This window comes from Streptomyces sp. NPDC047853, from assembly GCF_043204535.1.
GTDB lineage: Bacteria > Actinomycetota > Actinomycetes > Streptomycetales > Streptomycetaceae > Streptomyces.
On record NZ_JBIDCI010000002.1, the window covers coordinates 287,283 to 310,861 of the forward strand.

Genomic DNA, 23,579 nt, shown 5'->3' on the forward strand with positions numbered 1-23,579 from the left:
AACGCGTGTGAACCGATCTCCGACGGACCAGTAGGATTTCGCCCATGGCGGCCACTGGAAACGAGAAGCAGGGGGCGAAGGCGTTCTACGTCTCGACCCCCATCTACTACGTCAACGACGCTCCTCACCTGGGCCACGCCTATACGACCGTCGCAGGCGACGTGCTCACCCGCTGGCACCGCCAGCGCGGCGAGAAGGTGTGGTACCTCACCGGCACGGACGAGCACGGTCAGAAGATCATGCGCACGGCCGAGGCGAACGGGGTCACCCCGCAGGCCTGGGCCGACAAGCTCGTCACCGAGGCCTGGAAGCCCCTGTGGGAGCACCTGGAGATCGCGAACGACGACTTCATCCGCACCACGCAGAAGCGGCACACCGACCGCGTCCAGGAGTTCGTGCAGGACCTGTACGACAAGGACGAGATCTACAAGGGCGGCTACGAGGGCCCGTACTGCGTGGGCTGCGAGGAGTACAAGCTCCCCGGCGAGCTGCTCGACGGCGAGGGCGAGTACGCGGGCCAGAAGCTCTGCCCGATCCACAAGAAGCCGGTGGAGATCCTCAGCGAGGAGAACTACTTCTTCAAGCTGAGCGCGTACAGCGAGAAGCTGCTCGCCCACTACGAGGCCAACCCGGGCTTCATCCAGCCCGAGTCCGCGCGCAACGAGGTCGTGAACTTCGTCCGCCAGGGCCTCCAGGACCTCTCGATCTCCCGCTCGACCTTCGACTGGGGCGTGCCCGTCCCGTGGGACGACAAGCACGTCATCTACGTGTGGGTCGACGCCCTGCTGAACTACGCCACCGCGGTCGGCTACAACGAGAACCCGGAGAAGTTCGAGGCCACCTTCCCCGCCGACGTGCACCTGGTCGGCAAGGACATCCTCCGCTTCCACGCGATCATCTGGCCGGCGATGCTGATGGCGCAGGGCCTCCCGCTGCCCGGGAAGATCGCCGCGAACGGCTGGCTGATGGTCGGCGGCGAGAAGATGAGCAAGTCCAACCTGACCGGCATCAAGCCGCAGGACCTGACCTCGCACTTCGGCGTGGACGCGTACCGCTGGTACTTCCTGCGCGCGATCGCGTTCGGCCAGGACGGCTCCTTCTCCTGGGAGGACTTCTCCGCCCGCTACACCAGCGAGCTGGCCAACGACTACGGCAACCTCGCCTCCCGCGTCGCCGCCATGGTCGGCAAGTACTTCGGCGGCGAGCTGCCGGCCGCCACGGCCGACGGGGACGCCGAGAAGGCGATCCACGACGGCCTGACCAAGGCCGTCACGGAGGCCGACCGGAAGATCGGCGAGGAGCTGGACTTCCAGGGCGGCATCCTGGCCGTCTTCGACTTCGTGAAGCAGGTCAACGGCTACATCACCGAGCAGGAACCCTGGAAGGTCGCCAAGGACGACTCGCCGGAGGGCAGGGCCCGCCTGGCGACCATCCTCTACACGGCCGCCGAGTCGCTCCGCGCCGTCGCCGTCCTGCTGAACCCGATCATGCCGGACACCTCCCAGAAGCTCTGGGACTCCCTCGGCGCCGAGGCCTCCCTCGGCGGCCTCGCGGACCAGAGGGTCCAGGACGCGGCGGACTGGGGCCGGCTGCCCGCCGGTTCCACGGTCACCAAGGGCGCGGTGCTCTTCCCCCGTCTCGAGGAGAAGCCGACCGCGTAACGCGCTCGCCACAGCTCGGGGCCCGGGAGGGGCGGACCTTCTCCCGGGCCTCCCGCTTTTGCGAGGATCGGACCCACGACACGCTCACGTGGGGGGAACCATGGCACTGTTCGGCAACGCGCACAGCATCGACCCGGCCCAGGCGCAGCACGAGTACGCCCGCCTGCTCGGCCACGGCGAGCAGATCCACGCCGCCTACCTGCTGATCCGCGACACCATCCTGTTCACCGACCGGCGGCTGATCCTGGTCGACAAGCAGGGCATCACCGGCAAGAAGACCGAGTACCACTCGATCCCGTACCGCAGCATCACGCACTTCGCGGTCGAGACGGCCGGCACCTTCGACCTCGACGCCGAGCTGAAGATCTGGCTCTCCGGCTCCCCGGCCCCCATCCAGAAGACCTTCACCAAGGGCGTCGACATCTACGAGGTCCAGGCGATCCTGACCCAGTTCGTGGCACGGTAGGCCCACGACCGAACGCGCGCGGGGCCCGGCATCGGTGTCGATGCCGGGCCCCGCGCGCGTCTACCGCCTACTTCGGCTGCGGCTTGCGCACCGAAAGGTGCAGCTCCCGCAGCCGGGACTCGTCCAGCTCGGTCGGCGCGCCCATCATCAGGTCCTGGGCGTTGCCGTTGAGCGGGAAGGCGATGGTCTCGCGGATGTTGGGCTCGTCGGCCAGCAGCATCACGATGCGGTCGACGCCCGGGGCGATGCCGCCGTGCGGCGGGGCGCCGAAGCGGAACGCGCGCAGCATGCCGGCGAACTCGCGCTCGACGGTCTCTGCGTCGTAGCCCGCGATCTCGAAGGCCTTGAGCATGATGTCCGGCTCGTGGTTCCGGATGGCGCCGGAGGACAGCTCGACACCGTTGCAGACGATGTCGTACTGCCACGCCAGGATGTCCAGCGGGTCCTGGTTCTCCAGGGCGTCCATGCCGCCCTGCGGCATCGAGAAGGGGTTGTGGGAGAAGTCGATCTTCCCCGTGTCCTCGTCCTTCTCGTACATCGGGAAGTCGACGATCCAGCAGAAGCGGAAGACGTTCTCCTCGAAGTGCCCGGCACGCTTGGCGGCCTCGACCCGCACCGCGCCCATGATCTTCGAGACCTCGTCGAACTCGCCCGCACCGAAGAACACCGCGTGACCGGCGGCCAGGGACAGGCGCTTGGTCAGCTCGGCGACGTTCTCCTCGGTGAGGAACTTCGCGATCGGCCCGCTCAGCGTGCCGTCCTCACCGACGCGGACCCAGGCCAGGCCCTTGGCGCCCTGCGAGACGGCGTAGTCACCGAGCTGGTCGAAGAACTTGCGCGGCTGGCCCGAGACGTCCGGGACGGCCAGCGCGCGGACGTGCTTGCCGGCGAAGGCCTTGAACTCCGAGCCCTCGAAGACGTCGCTGATGTCGACCAGCTCCAGCTTGGCCCGCAGGTCCGGCTTGTCGGAGCCGTACTTCAGCATCGCCTCGCGGAACGGGATGCGCGGGAAGGGGGAGGTCACCTCGCGGCCGCCGCCGAACTCGGTGAACAGCTCGGTCATCAGCCGCTCGACCGGCTGGAAGACGTCCTCCTGCTCGACGAAGCTCATCTCGACGTCGAGCTGGTAGAACTCGCCCGGCGAGCGGTCGGCGCGGGCGTCCTCGTCGCGGAAGCAGGGCGCGATCTGGAAGTACCGGTCGAAGCCGGAGATCATCAGCAACTGCTTGAACTGCTGCGGGGCCTGGGGCAGGGCGTAGAAGCGGCCCGCGTGCAGGCGCGAGGGCACGACGAAGTCGCGGGCGCCCTCGGGGGAGGTGGCGGTGAGGATGGGCGTCGCCATCTCGTTGAAGCCGAGCGCCACCATCTTGTGGCGGATGGCGGAGATGACCGCCGTGCGCAGCATGATGTTGCGGTGCATGCGCTCGCGGCGCAGGTCCAGGAAGCGGTACTCCAGCCGCCGCTCCTCGTTCACCCCGTCCTCGGTGTTGATGGTGAAGGGCAGCGGCTGGGCGGCGCCCAGCAGCTCGACCTCGCCCACCTCGACCTCGACCTCACCGGTCGGCAGCTCGGCGTTGATGTTGTCGGCGCCGCGGGAGACGACCTTGCCGTCGACCCGGACGGTCGACTCCTTGGTCAGCTTGTCCAGCGCCTCGTAGGCCTCGGTGCCCGGACGGGCGACGAGCTGCGTGATGCCGTAGTGATCGCGCAGATCGATGAAGAGGATGCCGCCCAGGTCGCGCCGATTGTGCAGCCAGCCACTCAGTCGGACGTCGGTGCCGACGTCAGAGGAGCGGAGCTCGCCGCAGGTGTGGGACCTGTACCGATGCATCGTCGTTCATCCAGCCTTCGTGGATCGGGGATGGTGTTTCGCGTTTCACGTGAAACAACCCCAGCGTACCGGGGACCCACCGCTGCGTTCCTCCCCATAGGTGGTGGGAGGGCGGCGGGAGGGCGCCGGGACGGCGACCGGTGGCAGTCTGCGATCACCTGTTCTTACAGTGGGGCAATGCGCACTGGTGACCCCCTGCCCGAGGTGGGGGACCTCCTTGCCGCTCTCGCGACCGGTCTGTGGCAGTGGGACACCGCCACGGGGGAGGTCACGGTGGATGCGGAGGCCGCCCGGCTGCTCGGGCTGCCCACGCGGCGCGCCGTGCACACCGAGGCCCGGGTACGGTCCCGGCTGCATCCGGTGGACTGGAACGAGATCACCGGGGTCATCGCGCTGGCCGCCACCGAGGGCACCCTCGCCGAGGTACGGATCCGCATCATGGACGAGCAGGGCCACGTCGTCCGCATGGTGCGCAGCCGCTCCAGGCCGTCGTTCGACCCCGTGAGCAAGGCCTACAAGCTGATCGGCACCCTCCAGGAGGTCGCCGAGCCCGCCCCGGGCACCCCCGCGGGACGCCGCGCGGTCACCGGCGACTGGCGCCGTTCCCGGGAGGCCTTCCTGCTGGACGCGGGCCGGGCGCTGGCCGAGGCGCGGTCCACCGAGGAGGTGCTGCGGGTCGCGGCGGGCCTGTCGATGCCGGGGTTCTCGCCGGACGGACTCGCGGTCTTCGGCGTCTCGGGCGACCGCCTGACGGTCATCGGCCACCACGGGCAGCCCGAGAACGACATGAACCCGTTCGTGAACATGCCCCTGGAGACGGACTACCCGGCCGCCGAGGTGGTCCGCGCCGGGCGCGCCGTGTACCTCTCCTCCCCCGAGCAGTACCGCTCCCGCTACCCGCTCACCTGGCCGCTCGCCGAACGCTTCGGCCGCCGTTCCTGGGCCTTCCTGCCGCTGACCGTCGCGGGACGCACCATGGGGGCGTGGATGGCGGCCTTCGCCTACCCGGTCGCGTTCACACCGGACGAGCGGTCGGTGCTCACCACGGTGGCGCGGATGCTGGCGCAGGCGCTCTCCCGGGCGGGTGCCGCCGAGACCCAGCGGGAGCTGACGGACGGGTTGCAGCGCTCCATGCTGCCGGTGCTCGCCCCGGAGATCCCCGGCATGACGGTCGCGGCCCGTTACGTCCCCACCGGTGGTGGCCTCCAGGTGGGCGGCGACTGGTACGACATGATCCCGCTGCCCGGCGGCCGCTTCGCCCTGGTCATCGGCGACGTCCAGGGCCACGACGTACGCGCGGCCGGACTGATGGGCCAGTTGCGCATCGCCCTGCGCGCCTACGCCGCCGAGGGGCACCGACCCGACGCGGTGCTCTCCCGCGCCTCCCATTTCCTCCACGGCCTCACCCAGGCCGGCGACCCCGGCGACCTGCGCTTCGCCACCTGCTACTACGCCGAGGTGGACCCGGCCACCGGCACCCTGGAGAGCGCCCGCGCCGGGCATCTGGACCCGGTGGTGCGCATGGCGGACGGGACGGCGCTGATCCGGGCCACGGCGGGCGGGCTGCCGCTCGGTATCGACCCGGACTCCGACTACCCGACCACGCGGCTCGCCCTGGAGCCCGGGGACACCCTGATGCTGTGCACGGACGGCCTGGTCGAGACCGGCGGCCACGACCTGCACTCCGGCTGGGACCGGCTCCGCGTCATCCTGGAAGAGCACGAGGGGGCCCTGGAGGAACTGGCCGACGCGCTGGTCCAGGCCGTGCACGGACCCTCCTCGCACCACACCACGGGCCCGCTCGCCGACCGGCGGGAGGACGACATCGCCCTGCTGCTGCTGTGCCGGGAGGGCGGCGGCTGCGGATGCGGGGACAGCCCCGTGCTCCGGACGCCCCTGCGCCGCACCATGCTCACGGTCGCGCAGGCCGAGCCGGAGCGGATCGCCACCGCCCGCCAGCACCTGCGGGACCTGCTGCACGACTGGCCCTGCGAGGAACAGCGGGACGCGGCGGTGCTCCTGCTCTCCGAGATGCTGACGAACGTGCTGGTGCACACGGACGCCGACGCCCTGCTGGTCGCCGAGGTCACCGGGGCACCGGGGGAACGGCGTATCCGGGTGGAGGTGACCGACAGCGGCGACGACCTGCCGCACAAACGCCGGCCGGGGGAGATGGCCTCCTCCGGGCGCGGCCTGATGCTGATCGAGCTGCTCGCCGACGAGTGGGGCGTCGCCCCGCGCGGCGAGGGCAAGAGCATCTGGTACGAGGTCTACGAGTCCACGGACCCGGAGGACGGCTTCGGCCCGGACCCCGGTGACGGCTTCGGCCCGGAGGCGGAGGACGGCCCCGAGGCCGCGTAGAGCCCCTGGAGCTCGTGCACGACGCCGAACGCGGCCGCGGTGAGCGGCACGGCGAGCAGCATCCCCAGGATGCCCGCCACCGACGCCCCCGCGGTGAGCGCCAGCAGCACGATCGCGGGATGCATCTGCACGGTCCGGCTCTGGACCATCGGCTGGAGCACGTGCCCCTCCAGCACCTGCACGGCCAGCACCACGCCGAGCGCCCACAGCGCGATGACGAACCCGCGGTCGGCCAGCGCGACCAGGATCGCCACGGTCCCGGAGATGAAGGCGCCGAGGTAGGGGATGTAGGCGCCGACGAAGACCAGCGCGCCGAGCCCGACGGCGCCGGGGACGCGCAGGACGAGCAGCCCGACGGTGATGCAGAGCGCGTCGATGAGGGCGATGAGGGTGGTGCCCCGCATGAAGCCCTCGACGGCGCCGAAGGCCCGCCGTGCCATGGCCTCCACCGTGTCGGCGGTGTGCGGCGGCGAGAGGGCCCGCACCGTGCCGACGGCCCGGTCGGAGTCGCGCAGGAAGAAGAAGACGAGCAGCAGCGCCAGCACGGCCATGGCGATCATCTCGCCGACGACGCTGATGCCGGTCACCACGCCGGAGGCGGCGGTACCGCCGAACTTCCCGAGCAGCTCCCGCGCGTTGGACGCCATGTCGTCCAGCGAGGTCCCGGCCGCCCCGAAGTGGTCGGCGATGTCCCGGGCCGCGCTGCGCACCGAGGCGACGATCTGGTCCCCGGTCTCGATGAGCGCGGAGACGACGATGTACACGGCCCCGCCGACCACCGCGACGACGGCGACGCAGGTGAGCCCGGCGGCCAGCGACCGCTGGACGTGCGCCTTCACCATCCGCCGGTGCAGCGGCCGGAGCAGGGCGGTGCCGAGCAGCGCGAGCAGCGCCGGTGTCACGGCGGTGCGCAGCTCCACACAGAGCCGGATCGCGACGTAGCCGACGCCGGCGGCGAGCAGGATGACGGCGCACCAGGCGGCGAACCGACGTACCGGACCGGGAAGCAGCTGCACCCCACCAGCCGATCACGCACCGGGCGGGCTGTCCTGTGCGGACCGCCCGCCCGGGTGACGCGGTGTCAGCGTGACGTGCTGTCAGCCGGGGACCGGTGTCAGGCGTCCGGCCCCGCCGCGGACATGCCGTGCACGGCCGGGACCGTGCCGAGCCGGCCCTTCTGGAAGTCCTCGAAGGCCTGCATCAGCTCGTCCTTGGTGTTCATGACGAACGGACCGTAGTGCGCCATCGGCTCCCGGATCGGCTGTCCGCCGAGGAGCACGACCTCCAGGTCGGGGGTGTGCCCGTCCTGCTTCTCGTCCGCGCGGACGGTCAGCGAGCCCCCGGCGCCGAAGACCGCGGTCTGCCCCAGGTGGATCGGCCGCCGCTCGGCGCCCACCGACCCGCGGCCGGCCATGACGTACGCCAGCCCGTTGAACTCCTCCCGCCACGGCAGGGTGATCTCGGCGCCCGGGGCGAGGGTCGCGTGGACCATCGTGATCGGGGTGTGCGTGATGCCGGGACCCTCGTGGCCGTCCAGCTCGCCCGCGATGACGCGCAGCAGCGCGCCGCCGTCGGGGGAGGTGAGCAGCTGGACGCTGCCGCTGCGGATGTCCTGGTACCTCGGGGCCATCATCTTGTCCCTGGCCGGGAGGTTCACCCACAACTGGAGGCCGTGGAAGAGCCCGCCGGACATGACCAGCTGCTCCGGCGGCGCCTCGATGTGCAGCAGGCCGGAGCCCGCCGTCATCCACTGGGTGTCGCCGTTGGTGATGGTGCCGCCACCGCCGTTGGAGTCCTGGTGGTCGAAGATCCCGTCGATGATGTAGGTGACGGTCTCGAAGCCGCGGTGCGGGTGCCAGGGCGTGCCCTTGGGCTCCCCGGGCGCGTACTCCACCTCACCCATCTGGTCCATCATGATGAACGGGTCGAGGTGGCGGTAGTTGATCCCGGCGAACGCGCGGCGCACCGGGAAGCCCTCGCCCTCGAAACCGCTGGGCGCGGTCGTGACGGTGAGCACGGGACGTGCGACGGCGTCGGCCGGCGCGGATACGCGGGGCAGCGTCAACGGGTTCTCGACGGTCACGGCAGGCATGTCGACCTCCTCGGGCGGTGTGCGCCCCACTTTAGTTGAGCGTTGAACTTCTTGTCACCTCGAACCACGAAAGCCCGGAGGGCATTCCCTCCGGGCTCACGGTGTCGGCGGTCACATCCGACCGCCTGCGAGGTGATGGCACCTAGCCGTACATCCGGCGCATGGCGAAATCGACCATCTGTTCGACAGCCTTGGCGTCGAACACCATCCGGTGCTCCCCCTCCATGTCCAGCACGAAGCCGTAGCCGGTGGGCAGCAGGTCGATCACCTCCGCGCCGGTGATCACGAAGTACTTGGACTCCTTGCCGGCGTAGCGGCGCAGTTCCTTGAGGCCGGTGAACATCGGGATCACGGGCTGCTGGGTGTTGTGCAGCGCGAGGAAGCCCGGGTTGTCGCCGCGCGGGCAGTAGACCTTCGAGGTGGCGAAGATCTGCTGGAAGTCCTCGGCGGACATCTGGCCGGTGGTGAAGGCGCGCACCGCGTCCGCGAGCGAGGGCGGGGACGGCTCGGGGTACAGCGGCGGCTGCTGCCCGTACCCGCCGGACATCGGCTGCTGCGGCGGCGCGTACTGCTGCTGCTGAGGACCCGCGGTCTGGTCGTAGCCGTACATGCCGCAAAGACTAACGAGTAACGAGTCACAGATGACCGCCTCGGGGTTGCTTCTTATTACCGACGGGTAGCATCATCGTAGCTACTGCTTGGTACGCGCAGTCGGTATGTGTACAGATGCGAGGAGTCAGTGCCTCGCCCCTCTCTCAACGGAGCCGTCGCCATGGGGCACTACAAGCCGAATCTCCGGGACATCGAGTTCAACCTCTTCGAGGTGCTCGGCCGCGACAAGGTCTACGGCACCGGCCCGTTCGCGGAGATGGACACGGACACCGCCAAGAGCGTTCTGGAGGAGCTGACCCGCCTCTCCGAGAACGAGCTGGCCGAGTCCTTCGCCGACGCGGACCGCAACCCGCCGGTCTTCGACCCGGAGACCAACACCGCGCCGGTCCCGGCGTCCTTCAAGAAGAGCTACCAGGCCTTCATGGACTCCGAGTACTGGCGCCTGGGCCTGCCCGAGGAGATCGGCGGCACCACGTCGCCGCGCTCCCTGATCTGGGCCTACGCGGAGCTGATCCTCGGCGCCAACCCGGCCGTGTGGATGTACTCCTCCGGCCCGGCGTTCGCGGGCATCCTCTTCGAGGAGGGCAACGAGGTCCAGAAGCACATCGCCTCGCTCGCCGTCGAGAAGCAGTGGGGCTCCACGATGGTCCTCACCGAGCCCGACGCGGGCTCGGACGTGGGCGCCGGCCGCACCAAGGCCGTGCAGCAGGAGGACGGCTCCTGGCACATCGAGGGCGTCAAGCGCTTCATCACGTCCGGCGAGCACGACATGTCGGAGAACATCCTCCACTACGTCCTCGCCCGCCCCGAGGGCGCCGGCCCCGGCACCAAGGGCCTGTCCCTCTTCCTCGTCCCGAAGTACGAGTTCGACTTCGAGACCGGCGAGCTGGGCGAGCGCAACGGCGTCTACGCCACCAACGTCGAGCACAAGATGGGCCTGAAGGCCTCCAACACCTGCGAGATGACCTTCGGCGACCGCCACCCCGCCAAGGGCTGGCTGATCGGCGACAAGCACGACGGCATCCGCCAGATGTTCCGCATCATCGAGTTCGCCCGCATGATGGTCGGCACGAAGGCGATCTCCACCCTCTCCACGGGCTACCTCAACGCCCTGGAGTACGCCAAGGAGCGCGTCCAGGGCCCCGACCTGGCCAACTTCATGGACAAGTCGGCCCCCAAGGTCACCATCACGCACCACCCGGACGTCCGCCGCTCGCTGATGACGCAGAAGGCGTACGCCGAGGGCATGCGCGCGCTCGTCATGTACACCGCCTCCATCCAGGACGAGATCCAGGTCAAGGAGGCGAACGGCGAGGACGCGACCACCGAGCACGCCCTCAACGACCTGCTCCTGCCGATCGTCAAGGGCTACGGCTCGGAGAAGGCCTACGAGCAGCTCGCCCAGTCGCTCCAGACCTTCGGCGGCTCCGGCTTCCTGCAGGAGTACCCGATCGAGCAGTACATCCGCGACGCCAAGATCGACACCCTGTACGAGGGCACCACGGCGATCCAGGGCCAGGACTACTTCTTCCGGAAGATCGTCCGCAACCAGGGCGCCGCGCTGAACTCGCTCGCCGAGGACATCAAGAAGTTCCTGGCCCTCGCCACCGGCGGCGAGGAGCTGGCCGGTGCCCGCGAGCACCTGGCCAAGGCCGCCGTCGAGCTGGAGGCCATCGTCGGCGTCATGCTCACCGACCTGGCCGCCACCGAGCAGGACGTCAAGAACATCTACAAGGTGGGCCTCAACACCACCCGCCTGCTGCTCGCCTCCGGCGACGTGATCGTCGGCTACCTGCTCCTCAAGGGCGCCGCCATCGCCGCCGAGAAGCTGCCGACGGCGAGCGCGAAGGACAAGGCCTTCTACACCGGCAAGATCGCGGCGGCGAAGTTCTTCGCGGCCAACGTCCTGCCCGGCCTGACGCTGGCCCGCAAGGTCGCCCAGGGTGTCGAACTGGACCTGATGGAGCTGGACGAGGCGGCCTTCTAGCCCCCCGCCAGGCCCCTCCACCATTCCCACACACCCTCACGAGGGCCCGCTCCCGCCAACCCGGGAGCGGGCCCTCGTACGTCGTTAAGGTGAACCCATGAGCGCACCGTCCCGCTTCCACCGCGGCCACACCGACGACCTGATGACCTTCCTGGCGGCCAGTCCGACGCCGTACCACGCCGTCGCGAACGCCGCCGAGCGGCTGGAGAAGGCAGGCTTCCGCCAGGTCGCCGAGACGGACGCCTGGGACGGGACCACCGGCGGCAGGTACGTGCTGCGCGGCGGCGCGATCGTGGCCTGGTACGTCCCCGAGGGCGCCGCGCCGCACACCCCGTTCCGCATCGTCGGCGCGCACACCGACTCCCCCAACCTGCGGGTGAAGCCGCGCCCCGACGCCGGCACGCACGGCTGGCGCCAGGTCGCCGTGGAGATCTACGGCGGCCCGCTGATGAACTCCTGGCTGGACCGGGACCTGGGGCTGGCCGGCCGGCTGACCCTGCGCGACGGCTCCACGCGCCTGGTGAACGTGGACCGCCCGCTGCTGCGCGTCCCGCAGCTCGCCATCCACATGGACCGCAACGTGACGGCGGAGGGCCTCAAGCTCGACAAGCAGCGCCACCTCCAACCCGTCTGGGGCCTCGGCGACAGCGTCCGCGACGGCGACCTGATCGCCTTCCTGGAGGAGGAGGCGGGACTGGACCGCGGGCAGGTCACCGGCTGGGACCTGATGACCCACTCCGTGGAGCCCCCGGCGTACCTGGGGCGCGACCGGGACCTGGTGGCCGGCCCCCGCATGGACAACCTCCTCTCCGTGCACGCCGGAGTGGCGGCCCTGGCCTCGGTCGCGTCCGCCGGCACCGACCTGCCGTACATCCCCGTCCTCGCCGCCTTCGACCACGAGGAGACCGGCTCCCAGTCGGACACGGGGGCGGACGGCCCGCTGCTCGGCAGCGTGCTGGAGCGCTCGGTGTTCGCGCGCGGCGGCTCGTACGAGGACCGGGCCCGCGCCTTCGCCGGCACGGTCTGCCTCTCCTCCGACACCGGCCACGCCGTCCACCCCAACTACGCCGAGCGGCACGACCCGACGCACCACCCGCGCGTCAACGGCGGCCCCATCCTCAAGGTGAACGTCAACAACCGCTACGCCACCGACGGTTCGGGCCGCGCGGTGTTCGCCGCGGCCTGCGAGAAGGCGGACGTCCCCTTCCAGACCTTCGTCTCCAACAACTCCATGCCGTGCGGCACGACCATCGGCCCGATCACCGCGGCCCGGCACGGCATCAGCACCGTCGACATCGGCGCGGCCATCCTCTCGATGCACAGCGCCCGGGAGTTGTGCGGCGCCGACGACCCGTACCTGCTGGCGAACGCGCTGGTGGCCTTCCTGCGGCCGTAGTCCCGCCACCCGGCCGCGGCGTGGAACGACACGCCGCGGCATGGGGGTTGACAGCCGGGGTACCCGAACGGAACCGGATCGACCGGAAACCCGGAGCCGACCGGATCTACAGGGAGGCAATACTCATGGGCCTCGGCGGGTGCATCATCCTCATCGCCGTGGGAGCCATCCTCACGTTCGCGACCGACTGGGACATGCAGGGCGTCAACCTCGACCTGGTCGGTGTGATCTTCATGATCGTCGGCCTGATCGGTGTCGCGACGTTCAGCAGCATCGCCCGACGCCGCCGCGTCATGATGCCGCCCACGACCCCGGTCGTCGAGGAAAGGCCCCACATGCGCGACGGCTACAACAACGGCTACGGCGCCTGACACGGGCGTACCGGGCGTACCGGGTCGTCCCGGCCGACCGGCCGAGCGGGTGACGGGCGGAGGCGGGTGGTCGGACCGGTGGAGCCCCTCGGGGCCCCCGCCCCGCCCGCGGCACTCGGCCTGTCGGCCTACCGGCGGCGTTCGGCGACGCCCCGCGGGGAAGCGATCACGGCATGAGATTCCTCGTGTACGACCGGCTCCTCGGCTTCGGTGACGACTACTGGATCGAGGACGACAACGGCAACAAGGTGTACCTCGTCGACGGCAAGGCGATGCGTCTGCGGGACACCTGGGAGCTGAAGGACACCCAGGGGCGGGTGCTCGTCGACATCCACCAGAAGATGTTCGCCCTGCGCGACACGATGGTGATCGAACGGGGCGACGAGCCGCTGGCCCGGATCAAGCGCAAGCGGCTGTCCCTGCTGCGCAACCACTACCGGGTCTCCCTCGCCGACGGCACCGAGCTGGACGTCAGCGGCAGGATCCTCGACCGGGAGTTCGCCATCGAGTACGACGGCGAACTGCTGGCCGTCGTCTCCCGGCGGTGGCTGACCCTGCGCGACACCTACGGCGTGGACGTCGTACGGGACGACGCGGACCCGGCCCTGCTGATCGCGCTGACGGTGTGCGTCATCCACCTCGCGGAGAAGGAACGCGAGAAGGACGACGGGGCGGACCGGACGGACGGGGCGGACGGCTGACTGGGCGGACGGCGGACGGCGGACGGGGGCCGACGACCGACGGGCGGCGCGGCCGACCGTCACGGGTGCGACGGATGCGACGGACCCGTGGACGCGTGCGCCGGTCCCGTCACCGGCGCGGCGCCGGCAGCCCCAGCATCCGGTCCTTCAGGGCCGGGAACTGCTCCCGGGTCCGTGCCACCTTCGCCGGGTCGAACTCCACCGTGAGGACCTCCTCGTCCGCTCCGGCCCGCGCCAGCACCTCGCCCCAGGGGTCGACCACGATCGAGTGACCGGCCTGCGGAACTCCGGCATGCGTCCCGGCCGTTCCGCAGGCGAGGACGAACGCCTGGTTCTCCACCGCCCGTGCCTGCGCCAGGAGCGTCCAGTGGGACCGGCGGCGCTCCGGCCAGCCCGCCGGGACCACCAGGGTCTCCGCCCCGGCGTCGACGAGACCGCGGAACAGCTCGGGGAAACGGAGGTCGTAGCAGGTCGCCACACCGAGGGTCGTCTCCGGCAGACGGACCGTCACCAGCTCGTCGCCCGCTCCCATCAGCACGGCCTCGCCCTTGTCGAAGCCGAACCGGTGGATCTTGCGGTAGGCGGCGGCCAGGTCGCCGGAGGGGGAGAGGACGAGAGAGGTGTTGTAGAGGTGCCCGTCAGGGCCGCGCTCGGGCACGGAGCCCGCGTGCAGCCACACGCCCGCGTCACTCGCCGCCTTCGCCATCGCCTCGTACGTCGGCCCCTGGAGCGGCTCGGCCTCCGCGTCGAACGCCTCGAAGGCGAAGGCACCCGTGGTCCACAGCTCCGGCAGGACCACGAGATCGGCGCCCGCCTGCTCCCGCACCAGCGCCGCCGTCCGCCGACGGCGCGCTTCCACCGATTCGTCCTCGTTCACGGCGATTTGGATCAAAGAGGCGCGCACACTACCACCGTCCTGGCATTCGAGCCGTCCACTCGGGCCTACGATCGTCACACGAAAGCACTGCCGGGGTGCCGCACAGCAGCGTAACTTAGCGATCCAAGACGCCCGCCGACCGCAGCCACCTCCCACTGGCACCGCCGCCGCAAACCGCCCGTGTACCGACCGCCGAGGGGTCCCGTTCCGTGAGTCTGCATCCCACCCTCCAGCCCTACGCCGACGCCTGGACTCACTCCATCGAGGCAATATCCGAGCTGGTCCAGCCCCTCGTGGAGGCAGAGTGGAACCGCCGCACCCCCTGCCCGGGGTGGTCGGTGCGCGACATCGTCTCGCACGTCCTCGGCCTGGACTCGGAGATGCTGGGCGACCCGCGGCCCATCCACACGCTCCCGCGCGACCTCTTCCACGTCACCAACGACCACCAGCGCTACATGGAGATGCAGGTCGACGTCCGCCGCCACCACACGGCGCCGGAGATGACGTCCGAGCTGGAGTACATGGTCATCCGGCGCAACCGCCAGCTGCGGAACGAGTCGCGGGACCCCGGCACGAAGGTGCGCGGACCGCTCGGCACCGAGCTGACCCTGGAGGAGGCGATGCGCCGGCACGCCTTCGACGTGTGGGCGCACGAACAGGACCTGCGCACGGCCCTCGGCCGTCCCGGCAACCTCGACTCCCCCGGCGCGCACGTCGCCCGTGACGTGCTGCTCGCCGAGCTGCCGGCCGTCGTCGCCGAGCGCGCGGACGCGCCCCGCAGTTCCGCCGTCGTCTTCGACGTGCACGGCCCGGTGGAGTTCCTGCGTACGATCCGCGTCGACATCCAGGGCCGCGGCAGCCTGGAGACGGCCCCGGCCCTGGGGCCCGCCGCCACCCTCACCCTCGACTGGGAGACCTACGTCCGTCTGGCGTGCGGTCGCGTGACCCCGGAGGGGGCGGCGGACCGCATCAAGACGGAGGGCGACCCGGACCTGGCGGCGGCCATCCTGCGGAACTTCGTGGTGACGCAGTAGCACGGAGCGGACGCCCGGCCCGGGGGCAGCGGCCCCCGGCCCGCCGCCCGCCGTCAGGTGCCTACACCGGCACGTGCACCGTCTCCACCCGGCTCGCGACCAGGCGCTCCCGCTCCCTGCGCGCCGCCCGCCTCCGCAGCCGCATGATCTGCGTGACACCGAGCGCCTGGAGCACGAAGACCGAGGAGAACGCGACCCGGTAGTCGTCCCCGGTGGCGTCCAGCAGCACGCCGATCGCGAACAACGTGGTCATCGACGCCACGAAGCCGCCCATGTTCGTGATCCCGGACGCCGTCCCCTGCCGCTCCGGCGGGTTGGCCGGTCGCGCGAAGTCGAAGCCGATCATCGACGCCGGGCCGCACGCCCCGAGGACCGCGCACAACACGACGAGCAGCCACATCGGCGCCCGGTCGGCCGGGTAGGCGAGCGTCGCCGCCCACAGGAGGGCCGTCGCGCCCACCGTGCCGAGCGCCAGCGGCAGCCGCGCCGCGTGGTGCCGGGCGATGATCTGGCCGTAGACCAGGCCGACCGCCATGTTGGACAGCACCACGAGGGTGAGCAGCTCGCCCGCCGTGCCCCGGGACAGCCCCTGCGCCTCGACCAGGAACGGCATCCCCCACAGCAGCAGGAACACCATCGCCGGGAACTGGGTGGTGAAGTGCACCCACAGGCCGAGCCGCGTGCCCGGCTCCCGCCAGGAGGTGGCGATCTGCCGCCGCACGTACGCGGCGCCCTGGTGCGGCAGCGGCTGCGGCTCGTGCCCCTCCGGGTGGTCCTTGAGGAAGAGCAGCAGCAGGACGAACACGACCACGCCCGCCAGCGCGCTGCCCGCGAACGCCGCCGTCCACCCGATGCCGTGCAGCAGCCGGGCGAGGACGAGGGTGGAGACCAGGTTGCCCGCCATGCCGACCAGCCCGGCGAGCTGGGCGACCATCGGCCCGCGCCGGACCGGGAACCAGCGCGTGCCCAGCCGCAGCACACTGATGAACGTCATCGCGTCCCCGCAGCCGAGCAGCGCCCGGGAGGCGAGCGCCATGCCGTACGACGGCGAGAAGGCGAAGCCGAGCTGCCCCACCGTGAACAGCACCACGCCGATGCCCAGCACCTTCTTCGTGCCGAGCCGGTCGACGAGCAGGCCGACGGGTATCTGCATCCCGGCGTAGACCAGCAGCTGGAGGATGGAGAAGGTGGACAGGGCCGAGGCGTTGACGTGGAAGCGGTCGGCGGCGTCGAGGCCGGCCACGCCCAGGGAGGTGCGGAAGATGACGGCGACGAAGTAGACGGAGACGCCGACGCCCCACACGGCGATCGCGTGCCGGCCGCCCGGAGGATCGCCCGGCAGCGCCGACGAGCCGCTCATCGGACCTCACCCCGGGCCAGGTGCGAGAACCAGCCCACGTGCCGGTGGACCACGCCGACGGCCGCCTCCGCGTCCCCGGAGCGCAGCGCCTCCAGGATCTCCTCGTGCTCGGAGAGGGTCTTGGCGATCCGGTCGGGATGGGAGTGCATCACGGCGACGCCCATGCGCAGCTGACGGTCCCGGAGCTGGTCGTAGAGGCGGTTGAGGATCTCGTTGCCGCCGCTGCGGACGATCTCCGCGTGGAAGCAGCGGTCCGAGACGGCGGCGGCGGTGAAGTCACCGGCGGCGGCCTCCTCCCGCTGCCGGGCGAGCAGGCCCTCCAGCCGCTCCACGAGACCGGGCGGCGCGGGCACCGCCTTCCTCGCCGCGTGCTCCTCGACCAGCAGCCGGGTCTCCACCACGTCCGCGATCTCCTGCGCGGAGACCGGCAGCACCATGGCGCCCTTCTTCGGGTAGAGCCGCAGCAGCCCCTCGACCTCCAGCCGGAGCAGCGCCTCGCGCACCGGCGTGCGGGAGACGCCCACCGCTTCGGCGAGCTCTCCCTCGGTGAGCAGGGTCCCGCCCTCGTAGCGGCGCTCCAGGACACCTTGCTTGACATGGGTGTAGACGCGGTCCGCCGCGGGGGGCCGCTTCACTGCCGTGGTCATGCCGACAGGATAGATACAACAGGGACACAAGAGGGGGAGGGTCCACGATGCGGACGCGCGACCACCCGTGCGGGGGCACCCGGCCCTCTCTCCCTGCCGCCGTGCAACCATCCGTGCTATTCACGAGTCGCACAGACGCGACCGAAGCCGGAACGACCACAACTCGGGCGCGTCTCAGGGGATTTCAGACAATCGGGGTAATTGACTTGATAAACGACATGAAGCGCGCCCGCCTCCGCAGAGCCACCGCCGTCGCCGTGACCGGCGGTGCCGTGCTCGCGGCCGGAGTCCTGTCCGTCGCGCCCGCACAGGCGGCCCCCACGCACCCCGGGGACTACCGGGCGGTCGGCAAGGGCCTCGTCGCGCGGCACCTCACGGCCAACGCCAAGGCCGCACCCGCCGTGCCCTCGATCGTGGCCAAGGGCGGCTACGCGATGAACAACGCGAACGGGGCGTCGCTCTACACCAAGGCCGCGGACACCAAGCGCTCCACCGGCTCCACGACGAAGATCATGACCGCCAAGGTCGTGCTCTCGCAGCCCAAGCTGAACCTGGACGCCAAGGTCACGGTCCAGATGGCGTACAGCGACTACATCGTGTCGAAGAACGCCTCCTCGGCCCGCCTGATCGTCGGCGACAAGGTGACCGTCCGCCAGCTGCTGTACGGGCTGATGCTGCCGTCCGGCTGCGACGCCGCGTACGCGCTGGCCGACAAGTTCGGCACCGGCAGCACCCGGGCCGCCCGGGTGAAGTCGTTCATCGGCAAGATGAACTCCACCGCCAAGAGCCTCGGCCTGAAGAACACCCACTTCGACTCGTTCGACGGCATCGGCAACGGCAAGAACTACTCCACGCCGCGCGACCTGACGAAACTCGCGAGCAGCGCGATGAAGAGCTCCACCTTCCGCACGATCGTGAAGACCAAGAAGTACACGGCGAAGACGGTCACCAAGTCGGGCGGCACCCGCACGATGGCGCCCTGGACCAACACCAACACGCTGCTGGGCAGTTACAGCGGCGCGATCGGTGTGAAGACCGGGTCCGGCCCGGAGGCCAAGTACTGCCTGGTCTTCGCCGCCACCCGGAAGGGCAAGACCGTGATCGGCACGGTGCTGACCTCCTCGTCGTCCGCGCAGCGCGCCACGGACGCCACGAAGCTCATGAACTACGGCTTCGCCAAGCTGGGCTGACCCCCGCCACCCCTCGCACCGGAAACGGGCCCGCCGCTGTCGCGGCGGGCCCGTTCGCGGTCGTGTCTACGCCCAGGTGAGCAGGCGCTTGGGCTGCTCCAGGACCGCCGCCACGTCGGCGAGGACCTTGGAGCCCAGCTCGCCGTCGACCAGGCGGTGGTCGAAGCTCAGCGCCAGGGTCGTCACCTGACGCGGCTTCACCTTGCCCTTGTGCACCCACGGCTGGAGCTTGATCGCGCCGACCGCGAGGATCGCGGACTCGCCGGGGTTGAGGATCGGCGTGCCGGTGTCGACGCCGAAGACGCCGACGTTGGTGATGGTCACCGTGCCGCCCTGCATGGCGGCCGGGGAGGTCTTGCCCTCCCTCGCCGTCGACACCAGCTCGCCCAGGGCGCCCGCCAGCTGCGGCAGCGTCTTGGCGTGGGCGTCCTTGATGTTCGGCACGATCAGGCCGCGCGGGGTCGCGGCGGCGATGCCCAGGTTCACGTAGTGCTTGACCACGATCTCCTGCGCCGCCTCGTCCCAGGACGCGTTGACGTCCGGATTGCGCTTGATCGCGACCAGCAGTGCCTTGGCGATCAGCAGGAGCGGGTTCACCCGCAGGCCCGCGAACTCCTTGTCCTGCTTCAGCTCCTCGACCAGCTTCATCGTGCGCGTCACGTCGACCGTCACGAACTCGGTCACGTGCGGCGCGGTGAAGGCCGAACCGACCATCGCCGCCGCCGTCGCCTTGCGGACGCCCTTGACCGGGACGCGGGTCTCGCGCGCCGTGTCGTACGACGCCGCCGCCGGGGCCGGTGCGGGAGCCGCGGGGGCGGTGGCGGCGGGGGCCACCGGGGCCGCCTCGGGTGCGGGGGCCGGTGCCACCGCCGCGTGCACGTCCTCGCGGGTGATGACGCCGTCCGGGCCGGTCGGGGTGACCGTGGCCAGGTCGACGCCGAGGTCCTTGGCGAGCTTGCGCACCGGGGGCTTGGCGAGCGGACGGTCCCGGGTGACCGGGGCGGCCGGCCCGTGCCCGTTCATCTCCGTCTGGATCGCGGCGGACGCCGGTGACGCCGCCGGGGCCTGGGCGCCCTTGCGGGGGCGGCGGCGGGTCGCGGAGGTGGACACCCCGTACCCGACCAGGACGGGCTGGCGGCCCTCCGGCTTCTTCTCCTCGGCCGGCGCATCGGCCGGGGCGGCGGCCGGGGCCGGCGCGGCCGCGGTGTCCTCGACGGGGGCCTGCGCCGGCTCCCCGGCGTCCGCCGCGTCGCCGACGGCCACCGCGATGATCGAGGTGCCCACGTCCACCGTGGTGCCCTCGGGGAAGTGCAGCGCGCGGACCACGCCGTCGTAGGGGATGGGCAGCTCGACGGCGGCCTTCGCCGTCTCGACCTCGCACACCACCTGGCCGTCGGTGACCGTGTCACCGGGCTGGACGTACCACTTGAGGATCTCCGCCTCGGTGAGCCCCTCGCCCACGTCGGGCATCTTGAACTCGCGTACGGACCCTGCAGTCATCGTCGTCACGACCCTCTCCTCAGTACGCCAGCGAGCGGTCGACGGCATCCAGCACCCGGTCCAGGTCGGGCAGGTAGTCCTCCTCGATGCGCGCCGGCGGGTACGGCGCGTGGTACCCGCCGACCCTCAGCACCGGGGCCTCCAGGTGGTAGAAGCAGCGCTCCGTGATCCGGGCCGCGATCTCCGCGCCAGAGCCCAGGAACACCGGCGCCTCGTGCACCACGACCAGGCGGCGGGTCTTCTCCACCGACGCCTGGATCGCGTCGAAGTCGACCGGCGAGATGGACCGCAGGTCCACCACCTCCAGCGAACGCCCCTCCTCGGCCGCGGCGTCCGCGGCCTCCTGGCAGAGCTTCACCATCGGGCCGTACGCGGCCAGCGTGAGGTCGGTGCCCTCGCGCACCACGCGCGCGGCGTGCAGCGGGCCGGGGATGGCCTCGGGGTCGACCTCGGCCTTGTCCCAGTAGCGCCGCTTGGGCTCGAAGTAGATCACCGGGTCGTCGCTCTGGATGGCCTGCTGCATCATCCAGTACGCGTCCGCCGCATTCGACGGGGAGACCACCTTGAGGCCCGCCACGTGCGCGAACAGCGCCTCGGGGGACTCCGAGTGGTGCTCGACCGCGCCGATGCCGCCGCCGTAGGGGATGCGGATGACGACCGGCATCTTGACCTTGCCCAGCGAGCGGGCGTGCATCTTCGCCAGCTGGGTGACGATCTGGTCGTAGGCCGGGAAGACGAAGCCGTCGAACTGGATCTCCACCACCGGGCGGTACCCGCGCAGGGCCAGGCCGATGGCGGTGCCGACGATGCCGGACTCGGCCAGCGGGGTGTCGATGACCCGGTCCTCGCCGAAGTCCTTCTGGAGGCCGTCGGTGACCCGGAAGACGCCGCCGAGCTTGCCGACGTCCTCGCCCATGATCAGGACCTTGGGGTCCGACTCCAGCGCGCGGCGCAGCGACTCGTTGATCGCCTTGGCCAGCGCCATCTTTTCCGTCGCCATGTCAGACCCCCTCGGCCTCTGCGAACGACGCCTGGTAGGCGGCGAACTGGGCTCGCTCCTCGTCGACGAGCGCGTGCCCGTCCGCGTACACGTTCTCGAAGATGGCGAACCGGTCCGGGTCCGGCATGGCACGGACCACTTCGCGCACTCGCTTGCCCAACGCCTCGCTCTCCGCCTCCAGTTCCCCGAAGAATCCCTCGTCCGTGTGGTGTGCGGCCTCCAGGAAGCGGCGCAGGCGCAGGATCGGGTCCTTCGCCTCCCAGGCGGCCCGCTCGTCGTCGTGCCGGTAGCGGGAGGGGTCGTCGGAGGTGGTGTGGGCGCCCATGCGGTACGTGTACGCCTCGATCAGCGCCGGGCCCTCGCCGCGCCGCGCCCGCTCCAGGGCCCAGCGGGTGACCGCGAGGACGGCCAGCGCGTCGTTGCCGTCGACGCGGACGCCGGGGAAACCGAAGCCCTGGGCGCGCTGGTAGAGCGGCACCCGGGTCTGCTTCTCGTTGGACTCGGAGATGGCCCACTGGTTGTTCTGGCAGAAGAACACCACGGGTGCGTTGTAGACGGCGGCGAAGTTGAACGCCTCGCTCACGTCGCCCTGGCTGGAGGCGCCGTCGCCGAAGTAGGCGATCACGGCGGAGTCCGCGCCGTCCTTGGTGATGCCCATCGCGTAGCCCGTGGCGTGCAGCGCCTGTGAGCCGATGACGATGGTGTAGAGGTGGAAGTTGTTGCTGTTGGGGTCCCAGCCGCCGTTGTTCACGCCGCGGAACATCCCGAGGAGGTTGGTCGGGTCCACACCGCGGCACCAGGCGACGCCGTGCTCGCGGTAGGTCGGGAAGACGTAGTCGTCCTCCCGGGTGGCCCGGCCGGAGCCGATCTGGGCGGCCTCCTGCCCGAGCAGCGAGGCCCACAGACCCAGCTCGCCCTGACGCTGCAGGGCGGTGGCCTCGGCGTCGAAGCGCCGGGTGAGCACCATGTCGCGGTACAGACCGCGCAGCTCGTCCGGGGTGATGTCGGCGACGTACTGGGCGTACTCCGCGTAGGCGGCCGTCTCGACCCGTTCGCCCTCGGGCGTCAGCAGCTGCACCAGCTCCGTCGCGGGGCCCTTGGTGGCAGCGGTGCGGGTGGTGCGCTTGGCGCCGGTGGTGCCGGCCTTCGCGGCTGCTGCGCCGGCCTTGGTGCCGGTGGTACCGGTCGCCTTGCTTCCGGCGCTGCGTCGCGGCTTGCGCGCGGCAGTGCTCTCGGTCACGTGTGCTCCTCCGTCGGTCCGGCCCCCGGGTTCGCCGGAAGCCAGTGCGGCTCACCTGCGGCCCGGCGGACGCACGAGGGTGGGTGCGGCCCGGTCGGGAACAGGCGTGACAGGTGCCCCGGCGAGCGCCCTGCGAACTGCACGTTACCCAGTGCTCCACATTTCTGTGAAACCCCTCCTGACCTGCGTTTTTACTCGGATTTCCAAGTAAATCGGCGAAGTGCGGGAGTTCTCCTGGTCACAGCCTCGCAGGGGGCCGGAACAACGGCACGTTATCCCGGCCACCCCGGGCACGGGAAGAGTCGGTGTGTGACACTGACCGCGTGCGCGAAGACGGAAAAATCCGGGTATTCCTCCTCGACGACCACGAGGTCGTGCGCCGGGGGGTGCACGACCTGCTCGCGGGCGAGGCCGACATCGAGGTGGTCGGCGAGGCCGGTACGGCGGCCGACGCGCTGGCCCGGGTCCCGGCCACCCGTCCGGACGTGGCCGTCCTGGACGTCCGGCTGCCCGACGGCAGCGGCGTGGAGGTGTGCCGCGAGATCCGCTCCCGGGACGAGTCCGTCCGGTGCCTCATGCTGACCTCGTTCGCCGACGACGAGGCCCTCTTCGACGCGATCATGGCGGGTGCCTCCGGCTACGTCCTGAAGGACATCCGGGGCGCCGAGCTGCTGGCCGCCGTACGGGAGGTGGCCGCGGGCAAGTCCCTGCTCGACCCCGCGGCCACGGCGCGCGTGCTGGAGCGGCTCCGCGACGGCGGCACGCGGGCCGACGACCGGCTCGCCCGCCTCACCGAACAGGAGCGGCGCATCCTGGAGCTGATCGGGGAGGGACTGACCAACCGCGCGATCGGCGAGCGGCTGCACCTGGCCGAGAAGACGGTCAAGAACTACGTGTCCAGCCTGCTGGCCAAACTCGGGATGCAGCGGCGTTCCCAGGCGGCCGCCTTCGTGGCCCGGCTGCAGGCCGAGAACCGCTGAGGCGCGCGGACCGCCGCACCACGCCGCCGGCACCCCCGCCCGGGAGGTCCGGGACCTGCGTCCCCCCGTGCCGGGGCGGGCGCCCCCTGTCCCCGTCCCCCCGTCGCTCCCGCACAGTGGGGCCATGCCCCCCGACGCACAGCTCGCCGACGCACAGCTCACCGTCGGCCCGCTCGGCCGCACCGGACGCCGCCGAGCGGGCACGGTCCGGGCCGGAGCCGCCGCACCCGGGCGACGTCCCGCGAAACGCCACGCGCGCGTGGAGCCCGTCTC

General features: G+C 71.0%; 20 protein-coding genes. 10 read left to right on the forward strand and 10 right to left on the reverse strand.

All coding sequences use genetic code 11. The features are described from left to right. Positions 1 to 44 precede the first annotated feature (44 nt). A complete protein-coding gene (gene metG / locus ACGF5T_RS05305; protein WP_356602494.1) occupies positions 45 to 1,661 on the forward strand; it encodes a methionine--tRNA ligase in 1,617 nt (538 codons plus the stop codon). A gap of 100 nt (positions 1,662 to 1,761) precedes the next feature. Further along, complete coding sequence (locus ACGF5T_RS05310) at positions 1,762 to 2,127, forward strand: PH domain-containing protein (RefSeq protein ID WP_356602496.1); 366 nt, start codon at positions 1,762 to 1,764, stop codon at positions 2,125 to 2,127. A gap of 67 nt (positions 2,128 to 2,194) precedes the next feature. On the opposite strand, the gene aspS is transcribed toward ACGF5T_RS05310, so the two are convergent. Then, complete coding sequence (gene aspS, locus ACGF5T_RS05315; RefSeq protein WP_356602498.1) at positions 2,195 to 3,958, reverse strand: aspartate--tRNA ligase; 1,764 nt, start codon at positions 3,956 to 3,958, stop codon at positions 2,195 to 2,197. Between the two features lie 177 nt (positions 3,959 to 4,135). Here aspS and ACGF5T_RS05320 point away from each other — a divergent pair, with 177 nt between their 5' ends. Beyond that, positions 4,136 to 6,319 carry a SpoIIE family protein phosphatase gene (locus tag ACGF5T_RS05320; RefSeq protein WP_356602500.1) on the forward strand — a complete coding sequence of 728 codons (2,184 nt, stop codon included), beginning with the start codon at positions 4,136 to 4,138 and terminating at the stop codon, positions 6,317 to 6,319. On the opposite strand, the gene ACGF5T_RS05325 is transcribed toward ACGF5T_RS05320, so the two are convergent. From ACGF5T_RS05325 to ACGF5T_RS05335, 3 genes are all read right to left on the reverse strand, one after another. After that, positions 6,229 to 7,335 carry an AI-2E family transporter gene (locus ACGF5T_RS05325; protein ID WP_356602502.1) on the reverse strand — a complete coding sequence of 369 codons (1,107 nt, stop codon included), beginning with the start codon at positions 7,333 to 7,335 and terminating at the stop codon, positions 6,229 to 6,231. The genes ACGF5T_RS05320 and ACGF5T_RS05325 overlap by 91 nt on opposite strands. 98 nt (positions 7,336 to 7,433) lie before the next feature. Beyond that, positions 7,434 to 8,411 (reverse strand): pirin family protein, encoded by a 978-nt coding sequence (locus ACGF5T_RS05330; protein ID WP_356602504.1) that lies wholly within the window; start codon positions 8,409 to 8,411, stop codon positions 7,434 to 7,436. Between the two features lie 142 nt (positions 8,412 to 8,553). After that, complete coding sequence (locus ACGF5T_RS05335; protein WP_053134171.1) at positions 8,554 to 9,021, reverse strand: SseB family protein; 468 nt, start codon at positions 9,019 to 9,021, stop codon at positions 8,554 to 8,556. 162 nt (positions 9,022 to 9,183) lie between these two features. Between ACGF5T_RS05335 and ACGF5T_RS05340 the strand changes: the two genes are divergently transcribed. The 4 genes from ACGF5T_RS05340 (at position 9,184) to ACGF5T_RS05355 (ending at position 13,478) form a co-directional block, all read left to right on the forward strand. Further along, positions 9,184 to 11,010 (forward strand): acyl-CoA dehydrogenase, encoded by a 1,827-nt coding sequence (locus ACGF5T_RS05340; protein ID WP_361016048.1) that lies wholly within the window; start codon positions 9,184 to 9,186, stop codon positions 11,008 to 11,010. A gap of 97 nt (positions 11,011 to 11,107) precedes the next feature. Then, positions 11,108 to 12,406 carry a M18 family aminopeptidase gene (locus ACGF5T_RS05345; protein WP_361016046.1) on the forward strand — a complete coding sequence of 433 codons (1,299 nt, stop codon included), beginning with the start codon at positions 11,108 to 11,110 and terminating at the stop codon, positions 12,404 to 12,406. Between the two features lie 125 nt (positions 12,407 to 12,531). Then, entirely contained in the window at positions 12,532 to 12,777 is a 246-nt protein-coding gene (locus ACGF5T_RS05350) for a DUF6458 family protein (RefSeq protein WP_356602510.1), read from the forward strand. 173 nt (positions 12,778 to 12,950) lie between these two features. After that, positions 12,951 to 13,478, forward strand: a complete 528-nt coding sequence (locus ACGF5T_RS05355) for an LURP-one-related/scramblase family protein (protein WP_356602512.1) — start codon at positions 12,951 to 12,953, stop codon at positions 13,476 to 13,478. A 109-nt stretch (positions 13,479 to 13,587) separates the two neighbouring features. On the opposite strand, the gene ACGF5T_RS05360 is transcribed toward ACGF5T_RS05355, so the two are convergent. After that, a complete protein-coding gene (locus ACGF5T_RS05360; protein WP_356602514.1) occupies positions 13,588 to 14,382 on the reverse strand; it encodes a carbon-nitrogen family hydrolase in 795 nt (264 codons plus the stop codon). A 182-nt stretch (positions 14,383 to 14,564) separates the two neighbouring features. On the opposite strand from ACGF5T_RS05360, the gene ACGF5T_RS05365 reads away from it, so the two are divergent. Next, positions 14,565 to 15,389 carry a maleylpyruvate isomerase family mycothiol-dependent enzyme gene (locus ACGF5T_RS05365; RefSeq protein ID WP_356602516.1) on the forward strand — a complete coding sequence of 275 codons (825 nt, stop codon included), beginning with the start codon at positions 14,565 to 14,567 and terminating at the stop codon, positions 15,387 to 15,389. Between the two features lie 61 nt (positions 15,390 to 15,450). Here the strand turns inward: ACGF5T_RS05365 and ACGF5T_RS05370 are convergent, their stop codons facing one another. Both ACGF5T_RS05370 and ACGF5T_RS05375 read right to left on the reverse strand, forming a co-directional pair. Then, complete coding sequence (locus tag ACGF5T_RS05370; protein WP_366766505.1) at positions 15,451 to 16,749, reverse strand: MFS transporter; 1,299 nt, start codon at positions 16,747 to 16,749, stop codon at positions 15,451 to 15,453. Beyond that, a complete protein-coding gene (locus tag ACGF5T_RS05375; protein ID WP_366766506.1) occupies positions 16,746 to 17,396 on the reverse strand; it encodes a GntR family transcriptional regulator in 651 nt (216 codons plus the stop codon). Before ACGF5T_RS05375 ends, ACGF5T_RS05370 begins: the two co-directional genes overlap by 4 nt. A gap of 218 nt (positions 17,397 to 17,614) precedes the next feature. Here ACGF5T_RS05375 and ACGF5T_RS05380 point away from each other — a divergent pair, with 218 nt between their 5' ends. Further along, positions 17,615 to 18,586: a D-alanyl-D-alanine carboxypeptidase gene (locus ACGF5T_RS05380; protein WP_361016043.1), complete on the forward strand. Its 972-nt coding sequence runs from the start codon at positions 17,615 to 17,617 to the stop codon at positions 18,584 to 18,586. Between the two features lie 66 nt (positions 18,587 to 18,652). Here ACGF5T_RS05380 and ACGF5T_RS05385 read toward each other — a convergent pair whose 3' ends face one another. From ACGF5T_RS05385 to pdhA, 3 genes are read right to left on the reverse strand one after another with little or no spacing between them, the layout of a single operon-like run. Then, on the reverse strand, positions 18,653 to 20,095 hold the full coding sequence (locus ACGF5T_RS05385) for a dihydrolipoamide acetyltransferase family protein (protein ID WP_356602524.1): 1,443 nt from the start codon (positions 20,093 to 20,095) through the stop codon (positions 18,653 to 18,655). A 10-nt stretch (positions 20,096 to 20,105) separates the two neighbouring features. After that, the gene (locus ACGF5T_RS05390) at positions 20,106 to 21,071 is read right to left on the reverse strand and encodes an alpha-ketoacid dehydrogenase subunit beta (protein WP_356602995.1); all 966 of its coding nucleotides are present in this window, start codon (positions 21,069 to 21,071) and stop codon (positions 20,106 to 20,108) included. A 16-nt stretch (positions 21,072 to 21,087) separates the two neighbouring features. Further along, positions 21,088 to 22,326, reverse strand: coding sequence for a pyruvate dehydrogenase (acetyl-transferring) E1 component subunit alpha (gene pdhA / locus ACGF5T_RS05395; protein WP_356602526.1), 1,239 nt, complete (start codon positions 22,324 to 22,326; stop codon positions 21,088 to 21,090). 323 nt (positions 22,327 to 22,649) lie between these two features. Between pdhA and ACGF5T_RS05400 the strand changes: the two genes are divergently transcribed. Next, the gene (locus tag ACGF5T_RS05400; protein WP_356602528.1) at positions 22,650 to 23,306 is read left to right on the forward strand and encodes a response regulator transcription factor; all 657 of its coding nucleotides are present in this window, start codon (positions 22,650 to 22,652) and stop codon (positions 23,304 to 23,306) included. Positions 23,307 to 23,579: the final 273 nt, after the last annotated feature.